A 21194-nucleotide genomic window follows, 5' to 3' on the forward strand; every position below is an offset into this window, starting at 1 on the left:
TTTGTACTTGCATTTTGCGCTTGGATTATGTATGCTATTTTAAATCTTATAGAAAAGTTTTATAATTCTAGAAGATAAATAATTATGTTTAAATATATTTACTTCAAAAACACCTCCGTTTCAAACGAAACTGAGGTGTCTTTATATTTTAATATAAAATTGTTTAAATCATATTTTTATCTTTTTATCATATTAGAAACTTCTTTAACTATACCTTCATTTCCATTTCCTCCAACTTGAGTTAGAGATTTTATAGTTTTATTTCCTAATACTCCTTTTTGTTTATCATTTAGCTTATCCCTACCTATTAATATAGGAGAATTTTCTTTAGATGCAACAACCCCTAATGCTAATGCATCTACTAAATCTTGTTCTCTATTTATTCCATTCTTAGCTACAAATAAATTTTTTATTTCTATATCTTTATAGAATGTATCTATTATCATAGCATTAGTTTCACCTCTGTCTATTCCACCTATTCTTTGTGAATTTGGAAGTGTTTTAGCTATTTCTTCTGAAATAGATGCTTCTTTTCCTATTACATAAGATTTTGTTATTTTTTCATCTTTTATAAATTCATCAAATATTTTACTTCCATTAGCATCAGACGCTAATAATATTGGCATATTTTTATTTGCTGCAACGGGTGCTATACTTACTGCATCACTAAGCCCTCTTACTCCATTTACTACTGCTACTTCACTTACATCACCTAGTTTTTTAGCTACTTTTAATGAAGTTTCATATCTATCTTTTCCACTTATTCTTTCAGTAATTAAATTCATAGCTTTAAGTTCATTTACAACATTTTCATTAACAACACTATTTCCACCTACTATGTATACATTTTTAGCACCTAACCTTTGTATCTCAGCTTTAGTTTCGTTGCTTAACTTAGAACTTTCTGTTAGTAATACTGGTGCATCTTTAAATTTAGCAAATGGAGTTGCACTAAGCGCATCTGACATAGCATTTGGATTTACTAATACAACATTATCTGCTTTTTCAAATCCACTTAAGCTTATTTTAGCCGCAGTATGGTATCTATTATCTCCAATTAATTTTTCTATTACTGATGTTATTCTACCTTCAACTTTAGGTGAAACAGTCCCCGTTTTTTCTATGTATTTTATTAAAGCTTCATCTAATCCACTGTATTCATTTATTATTGGCTCATCGTTAAAACATGGATAATCATCTCCACCAACTGCCATAAAATCATTAGTGGCTACTGTATATTTTTTATTCATATCTATTTTTTTATTGTTTATAGTTATATCTACTACTTTATTTCCTACTTCATTTCTAGGATCTACCACTATTTTCATTCCACCTATATGTGTAAATGAACCTGCTGGTGTTCCATAGTCTTTAACTCCGTGTTCTAATACTTTTTTTATTTGAGCTCCAGTTAATTCTTTTGTTACTATGTAGTTTCCAAAAGGAAGAACTTTTATTACTTCTCCTTTAGTTATATCTCCTCTATTTATACTATCTCTTATTCCTCCACCATTAGTTATAGCTACATCTGCATTAGTTTCTGAAATCATCGCATCTGTTATAAGGTTTCCTAAGTTAGTTTCTTTAGTTCTAACATTTTCTCTTCTTCCCTCTAAATGAACATCTGAATTTCCTACATTTACAGACAATATCTTGTCTTGAGCTTCTTCTATTTCTTTTATTTTATTTTCAACAACACTATCTGAAGATATCTTACTTGTTTGTTCTTTAGTAATATGACTTGCATTTGCATTAACAACTTCATGCTTTCCATTTACACTAGATACCTCTAACTCTACTTTCCCTATATTCTGCATATATTCTCCAGTACTAACTATTAAAGTATCCTTTACTTTTTTACCATTTGGTAAATTTGAATGGCTATGTCCATCTACTATAACATCTATACCTTTTACTTCATTTGCTATGTCTATAGTTGTCGGATCGCTAGATTCATCTATTCCAACATGTGCAAGCCCTACTATTACTTCTGCACCATTTTTTTCCAGATCCTCAACTTGTTTTTTTGCCATTTGAACTGGATCTTCAAATTTTAATCCTTTAACATTATTAGGATTTGTTTTGTATGCAGTTTCTGGAGATGATAGTCCAAATATACCTACTTTAACTCCATTTACTTCTTTTATAGCATTTGGTGTAAATACACTTTTACCATCTTTAGTTACGTTTGATGATAAAACCCTCATCTTTTGTTGTCCATTTGTTAATTCAAGTTTTTTAACAAGTTCTAATAATCTCTCATAACCATAGTTAAAGTCATGATTTCCTGGTGTCATAAAATCATATCCTGCTGCATTCATTAAATCAACTGCATCTTGACCTTTATTTAATGTTACAAATGGTAAACCATGGATTGTATCTCCTGCATCTAATAACAATGAATTTGGAGTTTGTTTTTTTATACTTGATAATACATCTACTCCTATTGTCTTATCATTTTTAACAAATCTACCATGTATGTCATTAGTATGAAGTATTGTTATTTTTTTATTTTCTTCTAATGCCCTTACTTCTGATGGATATAACATTGGTATTGATAATCCTAGTACTAATGCTAATGATGTCACTTTTCTTAAATTTAGTTTTTTACTCATTTTATCCTCCCCAAGATATATGATTATATATTATATAAACTATATAAATATTTTAATAGTTTATAATAAAACTTAATTATATAAAGTAGACTTATATTAAATTTTTATTTTAATTACCATAAGCTTTAACTACTTTTACCCTTTTTTACATATTTTAAATAATTTAATATTCAAATCATTTGTATAATATTTAATTATATAGTATAACATTTTTAATATTTAGTAAACATTTTTCACCTAAATTTGCTAATATTTTGTTTTTTATGCATAATTTCTTTTATATAGTACACTTTTTATCTTTACATTAACAAATGAAAATAAAAAATACCCACTAGGTTATATAACCTAATGGGTATTTTTTTATTTTCATATATTTAACTTATGAATATACTGTTACTTTTTCTGACTCTTTTTTTTGCTTCTTCTTTAGTCTAATATTTGGCTCACTTGGTAAACCAAACTTAGGAATAAATTTATCAAGTCCAGTTAATGTTAATATAAGTATAGATCCAACTGTAACATATGCCATAACATTGTATTTTATTATATCAAATGCCACGAATTGATGAAGTGGATACACAGCTGTTAATATTCCTAAATAGAACCCTATATAAACATGCCATGGTATTAATTGAGAACCAAATACCCCTAGAGAACTAGAGAAAGTAGCATTTCTTAAACGTAGTTGGTATAAATCTTCTTCACTACCATCCACATTATTTTCAACTAATTCTTTAGTTATAGGACCTACTGTAACAATTTGTGCCATTTCATCTGCAAGTGCAGCATTTCCTACTAAGCATAATAAACCATTCATAAACATTAATTGTTTTACATTTCTAGCAAGGAACATAACTAAATTTGATAATGGTTCGAAAGCTTTCATCTTAGACATTATTCCACCGAACGCTCCAACCCACATCATCATTACTATAACCCAAGAACCTGCATCTGCAAATCCACTCATCATTAAATCTAAAAAGCCTTTTAAAGAATCTACAGTTCCTGCAAAAATTCCAAATATAAATGATGATACTATACCAACAGATAAACACGCTAATGTAGGTAAACCTTTAATAGCTACTCCTAAAACAAGTAATAATGGTATTGCCATATAATATGGTACTCCTGTTTTTACTTGATTTAAAAGCTCTACTGCTGATGGTCTTGCAACTTCTAAATCAGTCATTACTTGTGCTGGTATTTGATCTATTGCTAATGCAGCATTTGCAGCATCTGTTGGTAATCCCATAGACATACTTAGTCCATATATAAGTACTATAGATATTATTAAACATACTATAGACCATGGCCCTTGAGATTTAATTCTATCTATTACTTCAACACCTTGCATACCAGAACTTACAACTGTTGTATCTGATATAAGCCCTATATTGTCTCCAAAACAAGCTCCCCCAGCTATAGATGCAGTTGTTAATAATATACTACCACCAACCATATGGTTTAACCATAAAAATATTGGAGCACATGCAGCAAAAGTTCCCCATGAAGTTCCAGTAGCCACTGAAAGTATACCAGTAACTATAAATGCAACAACTGCAACAGTTCTACCTGTTACGCCTAGAGAAAGTGCTATATTAACTATTGAAGCCCCAACCCCTGTAGCCATAAATGCTTCTGCCATAGCGTAAGCAAGCATTAGTATAAAGAAAACTAAGTTTAAATGTTTTACATTGTCAACTGCACAGTCAACTAAATCATTAAATTTAAGCTTGTCTGTTATTGATGCTACAATAAATGCATATATTGTAGCTATTGGAGCTGCTATTAAGCAGTCCATACCCGAAATCATTAGACCTGCCAGCATAAATACTGGTGAAAATTTTAATAGTCCAATCCAAAACCCCATAAAATGAGCCCCCTTGATATAATGTATAATTGATAATGTATTTAATTTAGGTTAAACCTAACACTATCCAGTAACTTTTCAGACTTATGCACTGTCATAATGCATAAGTCTGTTGATTTTAACCATAAAGCACTACTTAAATTTTGGTTATTAAAAAAATATTGTTACATCCTATAAATAAACATTATACTTATTCTAATTGTCATTATGTTATGTCAGTTTTTGTTTAATTTTATATAATATTTCTATAAATTTTTAATTATTTTCATCAGATGCTGTAGTATAACAATTTCCTCGGTTGATTTATAAATCTCTGATCTTTATTATACTAAGTTTCTATTTACTAACTCAGTTACAAAGAAACTTCCTACATCTTGTGCAAATTTGCCTGGTCCAAATCCTGCATCATAACCTAATTCTTTTGCAAGTTCATGACTTATTCTTGGTCCACCACAAAGAAGTACTACTTTATCACGTAAACCTTCAGCTTCTAATAATTCTACTAAATTAGTTAAGTTTTCTATATGAACATTTTTTTGAGTTACAGTTTGGGAAACTAATAATACATCAGCTTTAAGCTCTACTGCTTTTTTTATAAACTCTTCATTAGGAACTTGACTTCCTAAGTTATAAGCTTCTATACCTTCATATCTTTCTAATCCATAGTTTCCTGCATAACCTTTCATATTCATTATTGCATCTATTCCAACTGTATGTGCATCAGTTCCTGTACTTGCACCTACTACTACTACATCTCTTTTTATATTTTCTTTTATATAGTCTTCTATTTCATATTTATCCATAGTATCTTCTTGTGCTACTTCTACATGTATATCTTCATAGTTTACACCTTTTTCTAAACTTCCATATACAACATAGAAAGTAAATTCACTATCAAGTGCTTTATGATGTGCTACATTTATATCACCAAGTCCCATATTTTTAGCTGTAAGTTTTGCAGCTTCTATACCTTTTTCATCATCTTTTATTGGTAATGTAAAACTTACTTGTACTTTAGCATCGTTTAATGTATCTCCATAAGGCTTTAAATTTTTTAAATCAAGGTTTTTATCATATTCCTTACTTTCCATAGAATATAGTCCGCTCATTAACAATTCCCCCCTAACACTAACTCTTTTTCTAACATTAGTTCTACAAATGGATTGAAGTACATAGCTTCTTTCATAACAACTCCATCAAGACCTTTTCCACCATCTATTGGTCTTTTTATACCTGCAAATTTACCTTGTTCTAATGTTTTAAATAATCCATCTTTTTCTATCTGAGAAATTAATTCATATGCATTGTTTAAAACTTCATTAACTCTATTACACATTATTCCATCTTTTTTAAACTCTATTTCACTTCCTAGATCTTTCATAGTATTAAATATATACTTAGCATTGTCTATTGAAAGTGCTCTATCTGATATAAACGGAGTATGAATTGCTTCTGTAAGCATTCCTAATAAGTGTAATTTTTGATCTGTCATTATAGTTACCATATTAAATAATGCATCTTGTACTTGACCTTTAAATATATCACCAGTCATAAACTTAGTTGGTGGCATATACTTAAGAGGTGCTTTAGGGAATATTTCTCTAGCCATTTGAGCTTGAGCTAATTCATATAAGAATCCATTTTCAACATCAGGGCTTATTTCAAATGCATGTCCAAGTCCCATTTGTTCTTCAGGTAATCCTGCAACTAATGCAAATTGCTCATTTATAAATTGAGATGCAAGTACAGTATGTGCTTCTTCTACTGCATCTGCTGTTGTTAAGTAGTTATCTTCACCAGTGTTTATTATGACTCCGGCAAATCCATTTATTATTCTTGAGAAGTATTGGTCTATCATTGTTCTTTTCATATTTATATCTCTAAATAATATTCCATATAAAGCATCATTTAGCATAACGTCTAATCTATTTTGTGCTCCTAGTGCTGCTATTTCTGGCATACATAATCCTGAACAGTAGTTGCAAAGTCTTATGTATCTTCCAAGTTCAGCTCCAACCTCATCAAGTGCTTCTCTCATTAATCTGAAGTTTTCACCTGTTGCATAAGTTCCTCCAAATCCTTCAGTCGTAGCACCATATGGAACATAGTCAAGTAAACTTTGTCCAGTTGTTCTTATAACTGCGATTATATCCGCTCCTTGCTTTGCAGCTGCTACAGCTTGAGTTATATCTTCGTATATATTTCCTGTAGCTACTATTACATATAAGTATGGTCCACTTTTATCTCCATACTCATTTAAGAATTCTTCTCTTTTATTTCTATTTGCCTTTATTTGATCTACACTTTGTTTAGCTATTTCATTTATTTTAAGCTTAACATCAAATACATCATGCTCTTTAAGGGAACATAGATCTAATTCTCCTTGAGATACTTTTTGTGCTATCTCTTGTGGAGTAAGTCCTGTATTTATCATAGCATTACCTATATAATAAGCAACCCCCATACCTAAAGAGCCATTGTTTGAGTTTTTAATGCTATCTACAACTACGTTTGGAAGTGGCACACCAAATTCATCTACTCCATCTACGCCAAATAGTCTAAGTATACTTCTTTCAACTGTTACTGTAGTGTGTTTGTTTATAAATTCTTGTGTATCTAACACTATATTACGCGCTGATTCACGAGCTTTTTCCACTATACTAAAATCTAAATTTAACTTACTCATATTAATCCCCCTTAAGCTTTATTTACTTAGTTTGTCAGCTATATCTACAAGCTTTATTTACTTAGCTTATCAGCTATATCTACTATTTCATTATCTAATCCTAATAATCTACATATATTTATAGCATCTTTTGGAACTTTAGTTTCTTTACTTACTTTCTCTAATCTGTAATCCATGTATTCTTGAAGTATTTGTACACCTTTTGAACTTTTACCTACTCCAATCTTTAAATCTATTTGACGTTTTAAACCATCAAAATCTACATTTTTAAGACCTACTACTTGGTAATAAGTAACATCATCTATATTTATATCATCTAGATGTGTAGATATTAAGCTTATAGAATTGTACTTTTTAAAATATTCACATATTGCTTTTAGTAGTAACCTTCCCTCTATCGGATTGGTTCCCCTTGCAAATTCATCTAATGCAATAAATCCATCCCTTAACTTCATAAGTTTTGTTATTTCTTTTAACTTTAGGATCTCTGCTCCAAATGTACTTAGACCTTTGTTTATATCTTGCATATCATCACTTATTATGTATATAAAGTCTAATACACATAAGTTAGCCTCTTTGGCAAATACATAAAATCCACATTGGAATAAATATAGATTAAGTGCTATAGTTTTCATACTTACACTTTTTCCACCCATATTAGCACCACTTATTATAGTAATTTTTTTATCTATATCTATGGTTATTGGAATATATTCCTTATTTTGTGAACTTAAAATTGTCTGAAGACTCGGATTTATAAGATCTTTAAAGAAAATTTTATTTTCTCTATTTATATTAGGTTTTATAGCATTATACTTAAGTGCTAAATTTGCTTTAGCAATAAGTAAATCTAACTTCCCTATAGATTTTATATTTTCATTTATATCATTTAAATAGTTATACAACTTTTCACTTAGTGCTTTTCTTATTCTTAACTCTTCTTGTTCCTCATTTACAACAATCTCTAGTCTTTCTTGTTTTAATTTTTCTATATTATCTTTATCAGTTTCACTAAATATTTTCTTTTCAATATTTAACTTATTTTGTCTAATATGCAATAACTTTTTACTATATGCACCATATATTTGAAATGTAGTTAAATTTAATTCATCTGGATCTAACATCTTTACAACTGCATCTAAGTTTTTAAAGTTTATATAATCTATATTAATATTCAATTTTAAATAATTTTTTATTATTTCATTAGTATTTATAGCAAAGTTTTTTATTTCAAACAGTTCTATTTCGTCTAATGCATTTTTCTGTTTTAACCGATTTAGAGTATTTGTTATATTTTTAATTTTACAAAACTCATATTGTATATTATCATACACCATGTCATTTTCTTTTAAGCTATTAATCATATTCTCTATATAATTAAGTTCTTTTATTAATTTTTCACTATTTTCTTTTTTATATATTTTTATATTAGCTTTTTCTTTCTCTCCATATGGTGTAATTGTATTTACTTCGTTTATTATAAATGACTTAATATAATCACCTTCTTGTTTATAAAAGCTTAATTTCTAAACATTCATAACATTAAATACTTTTATATTAGTTTTACTTTGTATACTATCTATAAAATATTTATCATCAAAGCTATATCCTTCTATTGATGTTGGATTTATACTTAATCCAATTAGATTAACTTTATTTACAACCTTAATACTTCCTTTAAGCTTTATAAACTTATCAAATATTTCCTTATCTAAAAATATCTTTGTACTATCGCTGACCAATATAGTTATATTTTTATAGTTACTACCACTTTTTATAAAGTTGTTTATAAAATTATTAGTAACTATTCCATTTACAACTATATACTTAGTATTTTCATCTACACTATCTATAATTTCTTTAGAAGAGTTTAGAGTTGTATTTATATTTAGGCATTTGTATGAATAATCCTTATTTACTAAGCTAATCTTATATTCTTTTATATTTTCATAAATTTCATAGAATTTATCATCATTTAATTTATCAAGATTTAGTATATTAGCTTCATATATTATTTTTTCTATTGCCTTATTTATATCTTTATTTATTACAGCTCCACTACAAAATATTGTAGAATCTGTTATAGATGGTGAGCCCAATGTCTTTCTAGATAAAGCCCCATCAACTATACTTAAGTCTGCACCAAAGTGATTTAATCTTTCACATATGTACTTTATTTGAGTGTTTATAGATGGACCTGCAAGTTCTATATATCCATCGCTTAAGGATCTAAATATAACTATATTCCCTAGTGGTGTTGTTATATTTGTAAGTTCTAGAATTTCTTTGGTTATATCACTATTTAAAGCCAAACTATTAGCTGTAGCTATTATAGTATTTCTATTTACATATATCCTAGGTTTATCAGTTTTAGTAACAACATCTACACCTTCTCCATCTACCCCAATTGATGTAAGTCCTAGTATTATATTTTTATTTATACATTCTTTTAATATATAATTTAAAGTAGTAGTTTTACCTACATTCTTGTAATTTCCTATAATAGACATACTCTTATATTTTAAAATTTCATTTAATATATCCATAATTATATCCTTAAAAATTTAATCTAAGCGATGTAGATTTTAATGATTTTTCTAAAAGATATTATAGGTAATATTACCTATAATATCTTTTAATGTTAATTTTTACTAACCTAATTGAGTACTTAGCTCTCTTTTCTTTCTATCTAATTCAGTTGGCTCAAGTACCATTCTTTCATTATTTAAAAGACCTGCTACCCCTACCTTATGAACTTCTTTTTCACCTTTGCAAACTTCACATTCACATGTATGATTGTAGTTTGTTGGCTCTGTATAAGTAGTTATAACACCTTCAAAGTTTCTAAGTATTACTTTATCGTAGCTTTGAGATATTACATAATTTGGCATAACTGGAGTTTTACCTCCACCACCTGGTGCATCTACAACAAATGTTGGTACACAGTATCCTGATGTATGTCCTCTTAATCCTTCTATTATTTCTATACCTTTAGATACTGGAGTTCTAAAGTGCTCTATTCCATTAGATAAATCACATTGATATATGTAATATGGTCTAACTCTTATTTTTACTAAATCATTAACTAATTTCTTCATTACGTGCATGCAATCGTTTACCCCACGTAGTAAAACACTTTGGTTTCCTAGAGGTATACCTGCATCTGCCATCTTCTTACAAGCTTCTATAGATTCTTTAGTTATTTCATTTGGATGATTAAAGTGAGTGTTTAACCATACTGGATGATATTTCTTAAGCATATTTACTAAATTATCAGTTATTCTTTGTGGCATAACTACTGGAGTTCTACTTCCTATTCTTATTATTTCAACATGTGGTATCTCTCTTAATTTGCTTATTATATACTCTAATCTCTCGTCACTCATTAAAAGTGCATCTCCACCTGATAATAATACATCTCTTATAACTGGAGTATTTCTTATATATTCTATAGCTTTATCTATTCTATCAACTGGTTGAGCTCCATCATTTTGTCCAGCAAATCTTCTTCTTGTACAGTGTCTACAATACATTGCACATTGGTCTGTTATTAAAAGTAATGCTCTATCTGGATATCTATGAGTAAGTCCTGGCACTGGTGAATCTCCATCTTCATGAAGTGGATCATCTAAATCAGCATCTGATACTTTAAGTTCACTTGCAACTGGTATAGCTTGCTTTCTTATTGGATCATTTGCATTAGTTGGATCTATTAATGATAAGTAGTATGGAGTTATACTCATTCTAAGAGTTTTAAGGCACTCCTTAACCCCTTCTTCTTCACTTTCTGTAAGTGGTATATATTTTTTTAATTCTTCAACTGTTGTTATTCTATTTTTTACTTGCCAAGTCCAATCATTCCATAATTCATTACTAACGTCTGTAAATATTTTTCTTTCCATAATCTCCACCCCTTATATTTTATACATATAATTTTTTGAATATATTTCTTATTGTTTCACTTTCTCTTAAAGCTGCTATTGTAACATCTGCATGACCTTTAGTGTATCCATTTCCTATTATCATATCTACATCTTTACCTACACCCTCAGCTCCAAGTGCTGCCTTTGTAAATGCTGTTGCCATTGAGAAGAAGTATACTACTCCACCGTCTCTAACAGGTAGTATTGTACTCATTTCTGTATTTTGAACATTTACACAGTTTATAGCTAAATCTACCTCTTTTCCTTCATTAACTTCTAATACATTCTTAAGTACTTCATTAGGATTTTGTGCATCTACAGCTATAACTTCATCTACAAGGTTATTTTCTTTTAAGAATGCTTTTTGTTTTTCATCTCTAACAAGTCCTATTACTCTACCATTTTTTCCAGCTTTCTTTTTAGCCTCATAACAGCAAAGCATTCCAGATTTACCAGCAGCTCCAAGTATTAAAACACTATCCCCTTCTTTAACTAACTTTTGTGTTTGAGCCGGAGCACCAGCAACATCAAGAGCAGCTAATGCTAGGTTTTCTTCCATATCTGTTGGTAATTTTGCATATATACCACTTTCAAATAATATAGCTTTTCCTTTTATTTCAACTCTATCTATATCTGCTTTTATGTCTATTATTTCATCTATTTTTAATGGAGTTAATGATAATGATACAAGCGTAGCTATCTTATCTCCTATTTGTAAATCTGTTTTTCCTACTAAATCAGATCCTATTTTTTCTATTGTCCCTATTAACATTCCACCAGAACCAGTAACTGGGTTTTGCATTTTCCCTTTTTCTTCTACTATTTCTAATATTCTTGACTTTATTTTTTCTACATCATGGTTACACTCTTCTTCTATTTGAGTAAAACTTGCTGAATCTATGTTTAAAGCTTGAACATCTATTAATATTTCATTATCATAAATATTCATATCATTGTTTATTTTTTTAGCTGGTTGTGGAAGTACATTTTCCCCTATAACTCTGTGTGTTCCGTATTTACATCCTTTCATGACTAATCCCCCTTATTATACTGTTTGTGCTTGCATATATACTAAATCATCAGATATTATTAAATCTGCATCTGTCATTTCTCTTAATTCTTCAATTGTTACATCTTCACTTATTTCTTTTACAACTAAACCTTCTTTTGTTACTTCCATAACAGCAAGTTCAGTTATTATCATATCAACTACACCTTTTGCAGTTAATGGAAGAGTACACTCTTTAAGTATCTTAGATTTACCTTTTACAGTGTGTAGCATTGCAACTATAACCTTTTTAGCTCCAACTACTAAATCCATAGCTCCACCCATACCTGGAACCATCTTTCCAGGTACTATCCAGTTAGCTAGATTTCCATGTTGATCTACTTCTAAAGCTCCTAGAACTGTTACATCTACATGTCCTCCTCTTATAAGACCAAAAGACATTGATGAATCAAAGAAAGCTCCTTCTTCATTTATAGTTACAAATTGACCACCTGCATTAGTTATATATGGGTCTACTTCATCTTCATTAGCAACTTTACCCATACCAACCATTCCATTTTCTGATTGGAAAGTTACATTTATGCCTTCTTCTATGTAGTTTGCAGTTAATGTTGGAAGTCCTATCCCTAAATTTACTAATTGATTATTTTCAAATTCTTTAGCCACTCTTTTAGCTATAATTTCTTTAGGATTCATTTATTTTGCCTCCTTTATTATGTAATCTACTACTACACCTGGAGTCATTATTATCTCTTTATCTAAACTTCCTGCTTCTACTACTTCTTCAGCCTCAACTATTACTAGGTCACTTGCCATAGCTATCATTGGGTTAAAGTTTTTAGTAGTTCCTTTATAAACTGTATTTCCAAATGTATCTACTAGGCTACCTTTTACAAGCGCTATATCTGCTCTTAATGGTAATTCTAATAAATATTCTTTGTCATTTACCGTTATTTTTTCTTTATTTTCTTCAACTAAAGTTCCAACTCCTGTTGGAGTTAATATTCCACCAAGACCAAATCCACCTGCTCTTACTCTTTCTATAAGAGTTCCTTGTGGAGATAATTCAACTTCTAGTTTACCTTCATTCATTAACCTTCCAGTTTCCGCATTTGTTCCTATATGAGATGCTATAACCTTTTTAACTTGATTATTTACTATCAGCCTTCCAATTCCCTTATCAACAAAAGAAGTATCATTTCCTATTATAGTTAAATTTTTAGCACCAGATTCTATAAGTGAATCTATAAGGATTTCCCCTGTTCCACAGCCTAAAAATCCACCTATCATGATAGTCATATCATCTTTAAAAAGATTCTTTAGTGTTTCTAAAGATACAACTTTACTCATTTTAGCTTCCCCCTAAATTGTTTAAGCTTCTTGTGTGCTTAATATATTTGCTTTCAAACCTAGTATTTCACGAGCTTCTTTAGGTGTTGCTACTTCTCTTCCAAGCTCTTTTACTATATTTGCAGCTTTTTTAACTAATTCTCCATTTGATGATGCTAGGACTCCTTTTTTCATATATACATTATCTTCAAATCCTACTCGAATATGTCCACCTAATAATATGCTTAAAGCCACCATATCAAATTGAGATCTTCCTATTCCACTTACTGTAAATGTAGCATTCTCAGGTATACTTTCTCTCATAAACATTAAATCTCTATAAGTAGCACTTATACCTCCATTAACTCCCATTACAAAGTTAAAGTGCATATTATCATTTATAAATCCTTTTTTGTTAAGTCTAAGAGCCATATCTATCATACCCTTATCAAATACTTCTATTTCTGGCTTAACATTTAATTCTATCATTTTCTTTCCGAACTCTTTTATAGTATTTTCAGTGTTCACAAAGATTTCATCTCCACCAAAGTTGCAAGTTCCACAGTCTAGAGTTGCCATTTCTGGAGATAAATTTACTGGTTGAATTCTTTCTTCATTACTCATTCCAACTGCTCCTCCAGTTGAAGGTTGAACAATTGCATCAGGGCAAGCAACCTTTATAGCGTCTATACATTCTTTAAATCTATTTATATCTTGTGTTGGAGTTCCATCATCTTTTCTTACATGAAGATGTATTATACTTGCTCCAGCATCATAAGCAGACTTTGCTTCTCTTACTATTTCTTCAACAGTATATGGAACATTTGGATTATGTTCTTTTGTTACCTCTGCACCACATATAGCTGCAGTTATTATAACCTTTTGCATATTAAAGTCTCCCCCTAAGTAACTATAATCTTTGTTTATCTTTAGGCACTACACAAGTTCCACTAGCTTTACATACTACTATTGGATTTTCTAAAACTTCTGCTGCTGATTCATTTATATCAGTTCTTGGTACTATAACTTTTCTAGCTTCAAATACCATCTTTCTTGAGCTATTTCCTACATTAACTATTTCACCAACTGCTTCTATATAATCACCAGCATATACTGGAGCTAAAAACTCTACACTATCATATGCTTTAAATAATCCTTCATCACCATCATTTTGTATTAGTAATTCAGTAGCTACATCTCCAAATAATTGAAGCATTTTAGCACCATCTACTAAATTTCCACCATAATGAGCGTCATTACTTCCCATTCTTATTCTTATCATTGCTTTCATGTGAAAATCCCCCTTTATGTTTGTTTGTATATTTAATAACTGGGATAGGCCTTTTTACTAGACCTACACCAATTAGTAAATTTAAATTTATTATGCTAATTCTTGTATTAAATTTTTAATAACTTTATTAACATCTCCTACTATAGAAACATCTGCAACTTCAAATATAGGTGCTTCACTATTTTTATTTATAGCCACTATAAATTCAGATTCTTCCATTCCAGCTAAATGTTGTATAGCTCCTGATATACCACAAGCAAGGTAAAGGTCTGGTCTTACAGTTTTACCAGTTTGTCCTACTTGACGAGATTTATCAACCCATCCTGCATCAACTACAGCACGAGAAGCACTTACTTCAGCCCCTAATATGTCTGCTAATTCATATAAAGCATCCATATTTTCTTTAGAACCTATTCCTCTTCCTGCTGATATAAGTATATTAGCATCTTCTATGTTAACCTTCTTTATAGTTTCTTTTACATATTCTAATACTTCTACATTTTTACCATTTTCACTAAAATCTACTGCAAAATTTTCAACATTTCCAGTTCTTGTAGTATCTTTTTTTAACTTTTTCATAACTCCTGGTCTTACAGTGCTCATTTGTGGTCTATGATTTGGACATATTATAGTCGCCATTATATTCCCACCAAATGCAGGTCTAGTCATTAAAAGACCACTAGTTTCATCATCTATTTCAAGTGATGTACAGTCTGCTGTAAGCCCTGTTCCAATAGTTGCACTAACTCTTGGTGCTAAATCTCTACCTATTGTAGTTGCTCCTACTAAAACTATTTCTGGATCTTTTTTATTTATAACATCACAAAGTGCTTTAGTGTATGTATTAGTAACATATACATCTAAGTTTTCATCATCTACACAAATTACTTCATCTGCACCATATTGTATAAGCTCTTCACTTAAACTTTTAACATTATATCCAAGAAGAACTGCACTTACTTTACTATTTAATTTATCTGCTAACTCTTTACCTCTTCCTATTAATTCCAAAGAAACATTTTGGATCTCACCGCTTCTTTGCTCAACAAAAACCATTACACTCATTATTTTTCCTCCTATAATCACTACTCTTTGAGAAATATTTCGTCAAATTGTTTAGTTTTTAAGCCTTAGCTTCAGTTATTATAAACTTTTCTTTAAGAGCATTTACTATTATTGATGCTCCTTCTTTTTCATCTACATCATAAAGTATTCCTTTTGCTTTAACACCCTTAGTAAATGATTTTTTAACTTTTGTTGGAGAACCTTTTAGTCCTATCTCTTCTAAACAAACATCTATATCTTTTAAAGTCCAAGTTTCTATTTTTTCTTCTCTCATACAATCATATATTCTAGAAACTCTCATATATCTTGGAGTGTTCATCTCTTTTAAAGTAGTTATAAGAAGTGGCATTTTAGCCTTTATAACTTGATATCCATCTTCAAAAGCTCTATTTACTATTACATTCTCACCTTCTACTTCTAACTTTTCAACATAAGTTATAGATGGTATATCAAGATGATTTGCTATTTGAGGTCCAACTTGTGCTGTATCTCCATCTATTGCTTGTCTTCCTGCTATTATTAAATCATAGTCTAACTTCTTTATAGCTCCTGCTATAGTTTTTGAAGTAGCTAATGTATCAGCTCCTGCAAAAGCTCTATCTGTAAGAAGTATTGCTTTATCAGCACCCATTGCTATTGCTTCTTTTAATGCATTTTTAGCTTGTGGTGGTCCCATTGTTAACACTGTAACTGTTGCACCCATTTTTTCTTTTAAATTTACTGCTTCTTCTATACCTGCTTTATCATCAGGGTTTATAATACTTGGTACACCATCTCTTATTAATGTACCAGTTTTAGGATCTAATTTTACTTCTGTTGTATCTGGTACTTGCTTTACACAAACTAATATATTCATATTCTTTCCTCCTAAAAATTTGCTATTTAAGTAAGTCTGCACTTATAACCATTCTTTGTACTTCACTTGTTCCTTCGTATATTTCAGTTATTTTTGCATCTCTCATCATTCTTTCTATATCATATTCACGAGTGTATCCGTATCCTCCGTGAAGTTGAACTGCTTTAGTTGTAACTTCCATCGCTACTTCAGATGCATAAAGTTTTGCCATAGCAGCATCTACACTATATGGTTTACCTGCATCTTTTTTGCTTGCAGCCTTATATACTAAAAGTCTTGCAGCTTCTATTTTAGTTTTCATATTAGCAAGTTCAAATTGAGTATTTTGAAATGCCGATAAGCTTCTACCAAATTGCTTTCTTTCTTTTACATAATCAACTGTAACATCTAATGCACCTTGTGCAATTCCTAATGCCTGTGCAGCTATTCCTATACGACCACCATCTAGTGTCTTCATAGCTATTTTAAATCCTTGTCCAACTTTACCTAATAAGTTTTCTTTAGGTATTACACAGTTTTCAAATATAAGTTCACAAGTTGCAGAACCTCTTATACCAAGTTTTTTCTCTTTTTTACCTATTGTAAATCCTTCTGTTCCTTTTTCAACTATGAAAGCTGATATTCCACGAGTTCCTTTTGATTTATCAGTCATAGCCATAACTATATATATATCAGCAGGACCTGCATTAGTTATAAATATCTTAGTTCCATTTAATATATAATTATCTCCATCTAAAACTGCAGTAGTTTGTTGAGCTGATGCATCTGTACCTGCATTAGGTTCAGTTAAACCAAAAGCACCTAATTTTTCACCTTTTGCAAGTGGTACTAAAAACTTTTGCTTTTGTTCTTCTGTACCAAATTCATATATTGGATTAGCACCTAATGAAGTATGAGCAGATAATATTACCCCTGTAGTTCCACAAGCTTTTGAAAGTTCTTCAACAGCTAATGTGTATCCTAAATAATCTCCTCCTTCTCCACCATACTCTTTCGGAAAAGGTATTCCTAGCATTCCACATTCAGCCATCTTATCAACTGTTGCATATGGGAATTTTTCTTCTTCATCTATCTCATGAGCTATAGGAGCTACCTCATTTACTGTAAACTCTCTATACATTTGTTTTAATAATTCATATTTTTCCATAAATTTCTCCCCTCTTTTGAATACACTATTTTAGCATTTTTTTATTATTAAACTAGTACCTTGTCCACCACCTATACAAAGTGTAGCAAGTCCTAGGTTAGCATCTTCTCTTTTTTGCATTTCATGTATTAAAGAAACTAATATTCTACATCCACTAGCTCCTACTGGATGCCCAAGTGCTATTGCACCACCATTTACATTTACTTTTTCCATATCAAAGTCTAATCCTTTTGATACTGATAAAGCTTGTACTGCAAAAGCTTCATTTGCTTCTATTAAATCTATATCATCTAGGTTTAAGTTTGCTTTTTGAAGAGCTTTTTCTGTTGATGGAACTGGACCATAACCCATTATAGATGGATCAACCCCTGCTGAAGCATAAGAAACTATACTTGCTAATGGTTTTAATCCTAATTCATCACACTTTTCTCTACTCATAAGTATAACCATAGCACTACCATCATTTATTCCTGATGCATTTCCTGCACTAACAGTTCCATCTTTTTTAAATGCTGGTCTTAATTTAGATAATCTTTCTATAGTAGTGTTATGCTTTGGATGCTCATCAGTATCAAATACAATAGGATCACCTTTTCTTTGTGGTATTAAAACTTCAACTATTTCATCCTTAAATCTATTGTTTAATTGAGCCTGTTTAGCTTTTTCCTGACTTAAAAGAGCAAATTTATCTTGTTCTTCTCTAGTTATACCAAACTTTTCTGCTAAATTTTCTGCAGTTATCCCCATGTGGTAATTATTAAAGGCATCTGTTAAGCCATCATTTACTAAAGAGTCAACTATTTTATTATCCCCTAGTCCATATCCATATCTACCTCTATTTAATAAATATGGTGCATTACTCATACTTTCACATCCACCAGCAAGTACTACATCACAATCTCCAAGAGCTATAAACTGTGCTGCCATACTAACTGCTCTAAGGCCAGAACCACAAACTTTATTTATAGCAAGTGCTGGAGTTTCTACTGGGACATTAGCTTTTATAGCAACTTGTCTTGCTACATTTTGTCCAAGGCCTGCACTTAATACATTTCCTATTAACACCTCATCTATTATTTCAGGATTTATATTAGCTCTTTTTATTGCTTCTTTAGCCGCTATACTTCCTAATTCTACAGAACTTACATCTTTAAGTGCCCCACCTAAAGATCCTATAGGAGTTCTAACTGCTGATACTATAACAACTTCTCTCATATTCTTCCTCCCTTGACAATATAAAATTTTTTTTGTTTATTTAAAGGATTTTATAATTAATTATTGATAATCATAAAATCCTTTTTTAACTTTTCTTCCTAACATGCCACCCCTAACCATTTTTTTAAGAAGTGGATGTGGTCTATATTTTGAATCCCCAAATTCACTATATAGTACTTCCATTATATTTAGACATACGTCTAGGCCTATAAGATCACCTAATGCTAATGGTCCTATTGGATGATTTGCTCCTAATTTCATTGCATTATCTATATCTTCTGCACTTGCAATGCCTTCTGCAAATATTCCTATTGCTTCATTTATCATAGGTACTAGAATTCTATTAACTACAAATCCTGGTGCTTCAGATACACTTACAGGAGTTTTATTTAATTGTTTACATAATTCAAATATTGTATTGTGGGTTTCTTTTGATGTTAGCATACCGTCTATTACTTCTATTAATTTCATAACTGGTGCTGGGTTAAAAAAGTGCATTCCTATTACTTTTTCAGGTCTATTGGTACTTATTGATAGGTCTGTTATCGACAATGATGATGTATTTGTTGCAAATATTGTTTCTTCTTTACATATTTCATCTAGTTCTTTAAGTAATTGTTTTTTGATTTGTATATTTTCAACTATAGCCTCTATTACTAAATCACAATCTTTTGCTTCTTCTAATTCTATAGTTGAGTTAAGTCTGTTTAGTATTTCATTTTTTTCTTCTTCTTTTATCTTCTCTTTTGCTACTTTTCTTTCTAAACTTTTTGTTATTAACTTAATCCCTTTTTCTATACTGTCATTGTTTAAATCTCTAAGTATTACTTGATGTCCATTAGATATAAGTACTTCTGCAATACCACTTCCCATAGTACCGCTTCCTATTACCATTATTTTCATGATATTTCCCCCTATAATGAACTGCTTACTTTTTTATCACAATGTATATTAAATTTTGGATCTCTTTTTTCTAAAAAGGCACTCATACCTTCTTCTTGGTCATAACTTGCAAAACATAGCCCAAATAGATAGCTTTCTAGATTTATAGCATTATCTATATCTATTTCATACCCTTTATTTATAGCATTTTTAGCATATCTTACGGCAAGTTGACCTTTAGATGCAATAAGCTTTGCCATATCTATACATTCTTCTAGTAAAGTTTCATGCGATGTAACTTTATTTACTAGATTTATGTTTAGTGCATCTTCTGCTTTTATTATTTGGGCACTGTATATAAGTTCTTTAGCTTTCCCTATTCCAACTATTCTAGATAACCTTTGAGTTCCCCCAAATCCAGGTAATATACCAAGATTGACTTCTACTTGTCCAAATTTTGCTTTTGTACTTGCTATTCTAATATCACAACTCATAGCAATCTCTAATCCTCCACCTAGGCAAAATCCATTTATCCCCGCTATTATAGGCTTCTCGCAGTTTTCTATTTTTCTAAACAAGTCATTTCCAGTTTTTGAAAATCTTCTCGCTTCTTCAAAATTCATATCTTTCATAGCTTCTATATCTGCCCCTGCTACGAAAGCTCTTCCTTGACCTGTTATTATACCTACATAAATTTCCTCATCTTTTTTGATGATATCAATAGCCATATCTAATTCTTTTAATACTTCTTCATTTAAAGAATTCAAATATTCTTCCCTAGCTATATTAATTATGTATATATTCCCCTCTTTAGTGCAAATTAAATTTTTAAACATATTTTTTCCATCCTTATATCCTATTTACTAATAGTAACACAGATGTCCTATTTCCTCTCTTAGCAATTTAGTAATTTAGTGATTTATAATTACAGCTTTGAACCAAATATTTCCTCATGTTCTTAATATTCTGCATTTATTTTCATATTCCTTCTTTTATTTTTATTTTTTTACATTTTTAATTTGTAGCTAAAATTTTAGGATAAATATTTTCTTATGTATTATATTCTGTATTTATTTCTATATTCCTTCTTTTATTTTTATTTTTTTACATTTTCTTTTTATAATATATAATATTCTACTTTATTCTTCATATTACCTCTTTATATTTTACATTTTTTGTATATTATTTTTTTATATATAAGTCAGTATTACATATACTTATAATTATTAATAAGCATCATTTGTTATTAATTAAAAATTTTTATCCTAATATTTATTAATAAATTTTATATATATTATTTTTTATA

Annotated in this window: 18 protein-coding genes; all 18 read right to left on the reverse strand. The window is 29.9% G+C overall.

Annotated elements, in window-relative coordinates; translation table 11 throughout:
- Window positions 1-176: 176 nt before the first annotated feature.
- On the reverse strand, window positions 177-2615 hold the full coding sequence (locus I4U66_RS11220; protein WP_195928979.1) for a 5'-nucleotidase C-terminal domain-containing protein: 2439 nt from the start codon (window positions 2613-2615) through the stop codon (window positions 177-179).
- A 379-nt stretch (window positions 2616-2994) separates the two neighbouring features.
- The gene (locus I4U66_RS11225) at window positions 2995-4485 is read right to left on the reverse strand and encodes a Na+/H+ antiporter NhaC family protein (RefSeq protein ID WP_092925715.1); all 1491 of its coding nucleotides are present in this window, start codon (window positions 4483-4485) and stop codon (window positions 2995-2997) included.
- Between the two features lie 323 nt (window positions 4486-4808).
- Window positions 4809-5594: an OAM dimerization domain-containing protein gene (locus I4U66_RS11230; RefSeq protein WP_092925713.1), complete on the reverse strand. Its 786-nt coding sequence runs from the start codon at window positions 5592-5594 to the stop codon at window positions 4809-4811.
- On the reverse strand, window positions 5594-7171 hold the full coding sequence (locus I4U66_RS11235; protein WP_092925711.1) for a lysine 5,6-aminomutase subunit alpha: 1578 nt from the start codon (window positions 7169-7171) through the stop codon (window positions 5594-5596). Before I4U66_RS11235 ends, I4U66_RS11230 begins: the two co-directional genes overlap by 1 nt.
- Window positions 7172-7224: 53 nt before the next feature.
- Entirely contained in the window at window positions 7225-8535 is a 1311-nt protein-coding gene (locus I4U66_RS11240; protein ID WP_240275812.1) for a MutS-related protein, read from the reverse strand.
- A gap of 162 nt (window positions 8536-8697) precedes the next feature.
- Entirely contained in the window at window positions 8698-9717 is a 1020-nt protein-coding gene (locus I4U66_RS11245; protein WP_092925707.1) for a hypothetical protein, read from the reverse strand.
- 105 nt (window positions 9718-9822) lie between these two features.
- On the reverse strand, window positions 9823-11073 hold the full coding sequence (ablA, locus tag I4U66_RS11250) for a lysine 2,3-aminomutase (protein WP_092925705.1): 1251 nt from the start codon (window positions 11071-11073) through the stop codon (window positions 9823-9825).
- Between the two features lie 19 nt (window positions 11074-11092).
- Window positions 11093-12124: a zinc-binding alcohol dehydrogenase family protein gene (locus tag I4U66_RS11255; protein WP_092925703.1), complete on the reverse strand. Its 1032-nt coding sequence runs from the start codon at window positions 12122-12124 to the stop codon at window positions 11093-11095.
- 15 nt (window positions 12125-12139) lie between these two features.
- On the reverse strand, window positions 12140-12799 hold the full coding sequence (locus I4U66_RS11260) for a 3-oxoacid CoA-transferase subunit B (protein WP_092925701.1): 660 nt from the start codon (window positions 12797-12799) through the stop codon (window positions 12140-12142).
- Window positions 12800-13453 carry a 3-oxoacid CoA-transferase subunit A gene (locus I4U66_RS11265; RefSeq protein WP_092925699.1) on the reverse strand — a complete coding sequence of 218 codons (654 nt, stop codon included), beginning with the start codon at window positions 13451-13453 and terminating at the stop codon, window positions 12800-12802.
- 21 nt (window positions 13454-13474) lie between these two features.
- A complete protein-coding gene (locus I4U66_RS11270; RefSeq protein ID WP_092925697.1) occupies window positions 13475-14320 on the reverse strand; it encodes a 3-keto-5-aminohexanoate cleavage protein in 846 nt (281 codons plus the stop codon).
- A gap of 22 nt (window positions 14321-14342) precedes the next feature.
- Complete coding sequence (locus I4U66_RS11275; protein ID WP_092925695.1) at window positions 14343-14723, reverse strand: hotdog domain-containing protein; 381 nt, start codon at window positions 14721-14723, stop codon at window positions 14343-14345.
- A gap of 90 nt (window positions 14724-14813) precedes the next feature.
- Complete coding sequence (locus I4U66_RS11280; RefSeq protein WP_092925693.1) at window positions 14814-15788, reverse strand: electron transfer flavoprotein subunit alpha/FixB family protein; 975 nt, start codon at window positions 15786-15788, stop codon at window positions 14814-14816.
- Between the two features lie 58 nt (window positions 15789-15846).
- Window positions 15847-16644 (reverse strand): electron transfer flavoprotein subunit beta/FixA family protein, encoded by a 798-nt coding sequence (locus I4U66_RS11285; protein ID WP_092925691.1) that lies wholly within the window; start codon window positions 16642-16644, stop codon window positions 15847-15849.
- 22 nt (window positions 16645-16666) lie between these two features.
- Window positions 16667-17791: an acyl-CoA dehydrogenase gene (locus I4U66_RS11290; RefSeq protein ID WP_092925689.1), complete on the reverse strand. Its 1125-nt coding sequence runs from the start codon at window positions 17789-17791 to the stop codon at window positions 16667-16669.
- A gap of 30 nt (window positions 17792-17821) precedes the next feature.
- Window positions 17822-19006, reverse strand: coding sequence for an acetyl-CoA C-acetyltransferase (locus tag I4U66_RS11295; RefSeq protein WP_092925687.1), 1185 nt, complete (start codon window positions 19004-19006; stop codon window positions 17822-17824).
- Window positions 19007-19066: 60 nt separating this feature from the next.
- Complete coding sequence (locus tag I4U66_RS11300) at window positions 19067-19909, reverse strand: 3-hydroxybutyryl-CoA dehydrogenase (RefSeq protein ID WP_092925685.1); 843 nt, start codon at window positions 19907-19909, stop codon at window positions 19067-19069.
- 11 nt (window positions 19910-19920) lie between these two features.
- Window positions 19921-20724, reverse strand: coding sequence for an enoyl-CoA hydratase-related protein (locus I4U66_RS11305; protein WP_092925683.1), 804 nt, complete (start codon window positions 20722-20724; stop codon window positions 19921-19923).
- Window positions 20725-21194 lie beyond the last annotated feature (470 nt).

The organism is Romboutsia sp. D33t1_170424_H2 (assembly GCF_015669105.1).
In the GTDB taxonomy this organism is placed as follows: Bacteria; Bacillota; Clostridia; order Peptostreptococcales; family Peptostreptococcaceae; genus Romboutsia_C; species Romboutsia_C hominis.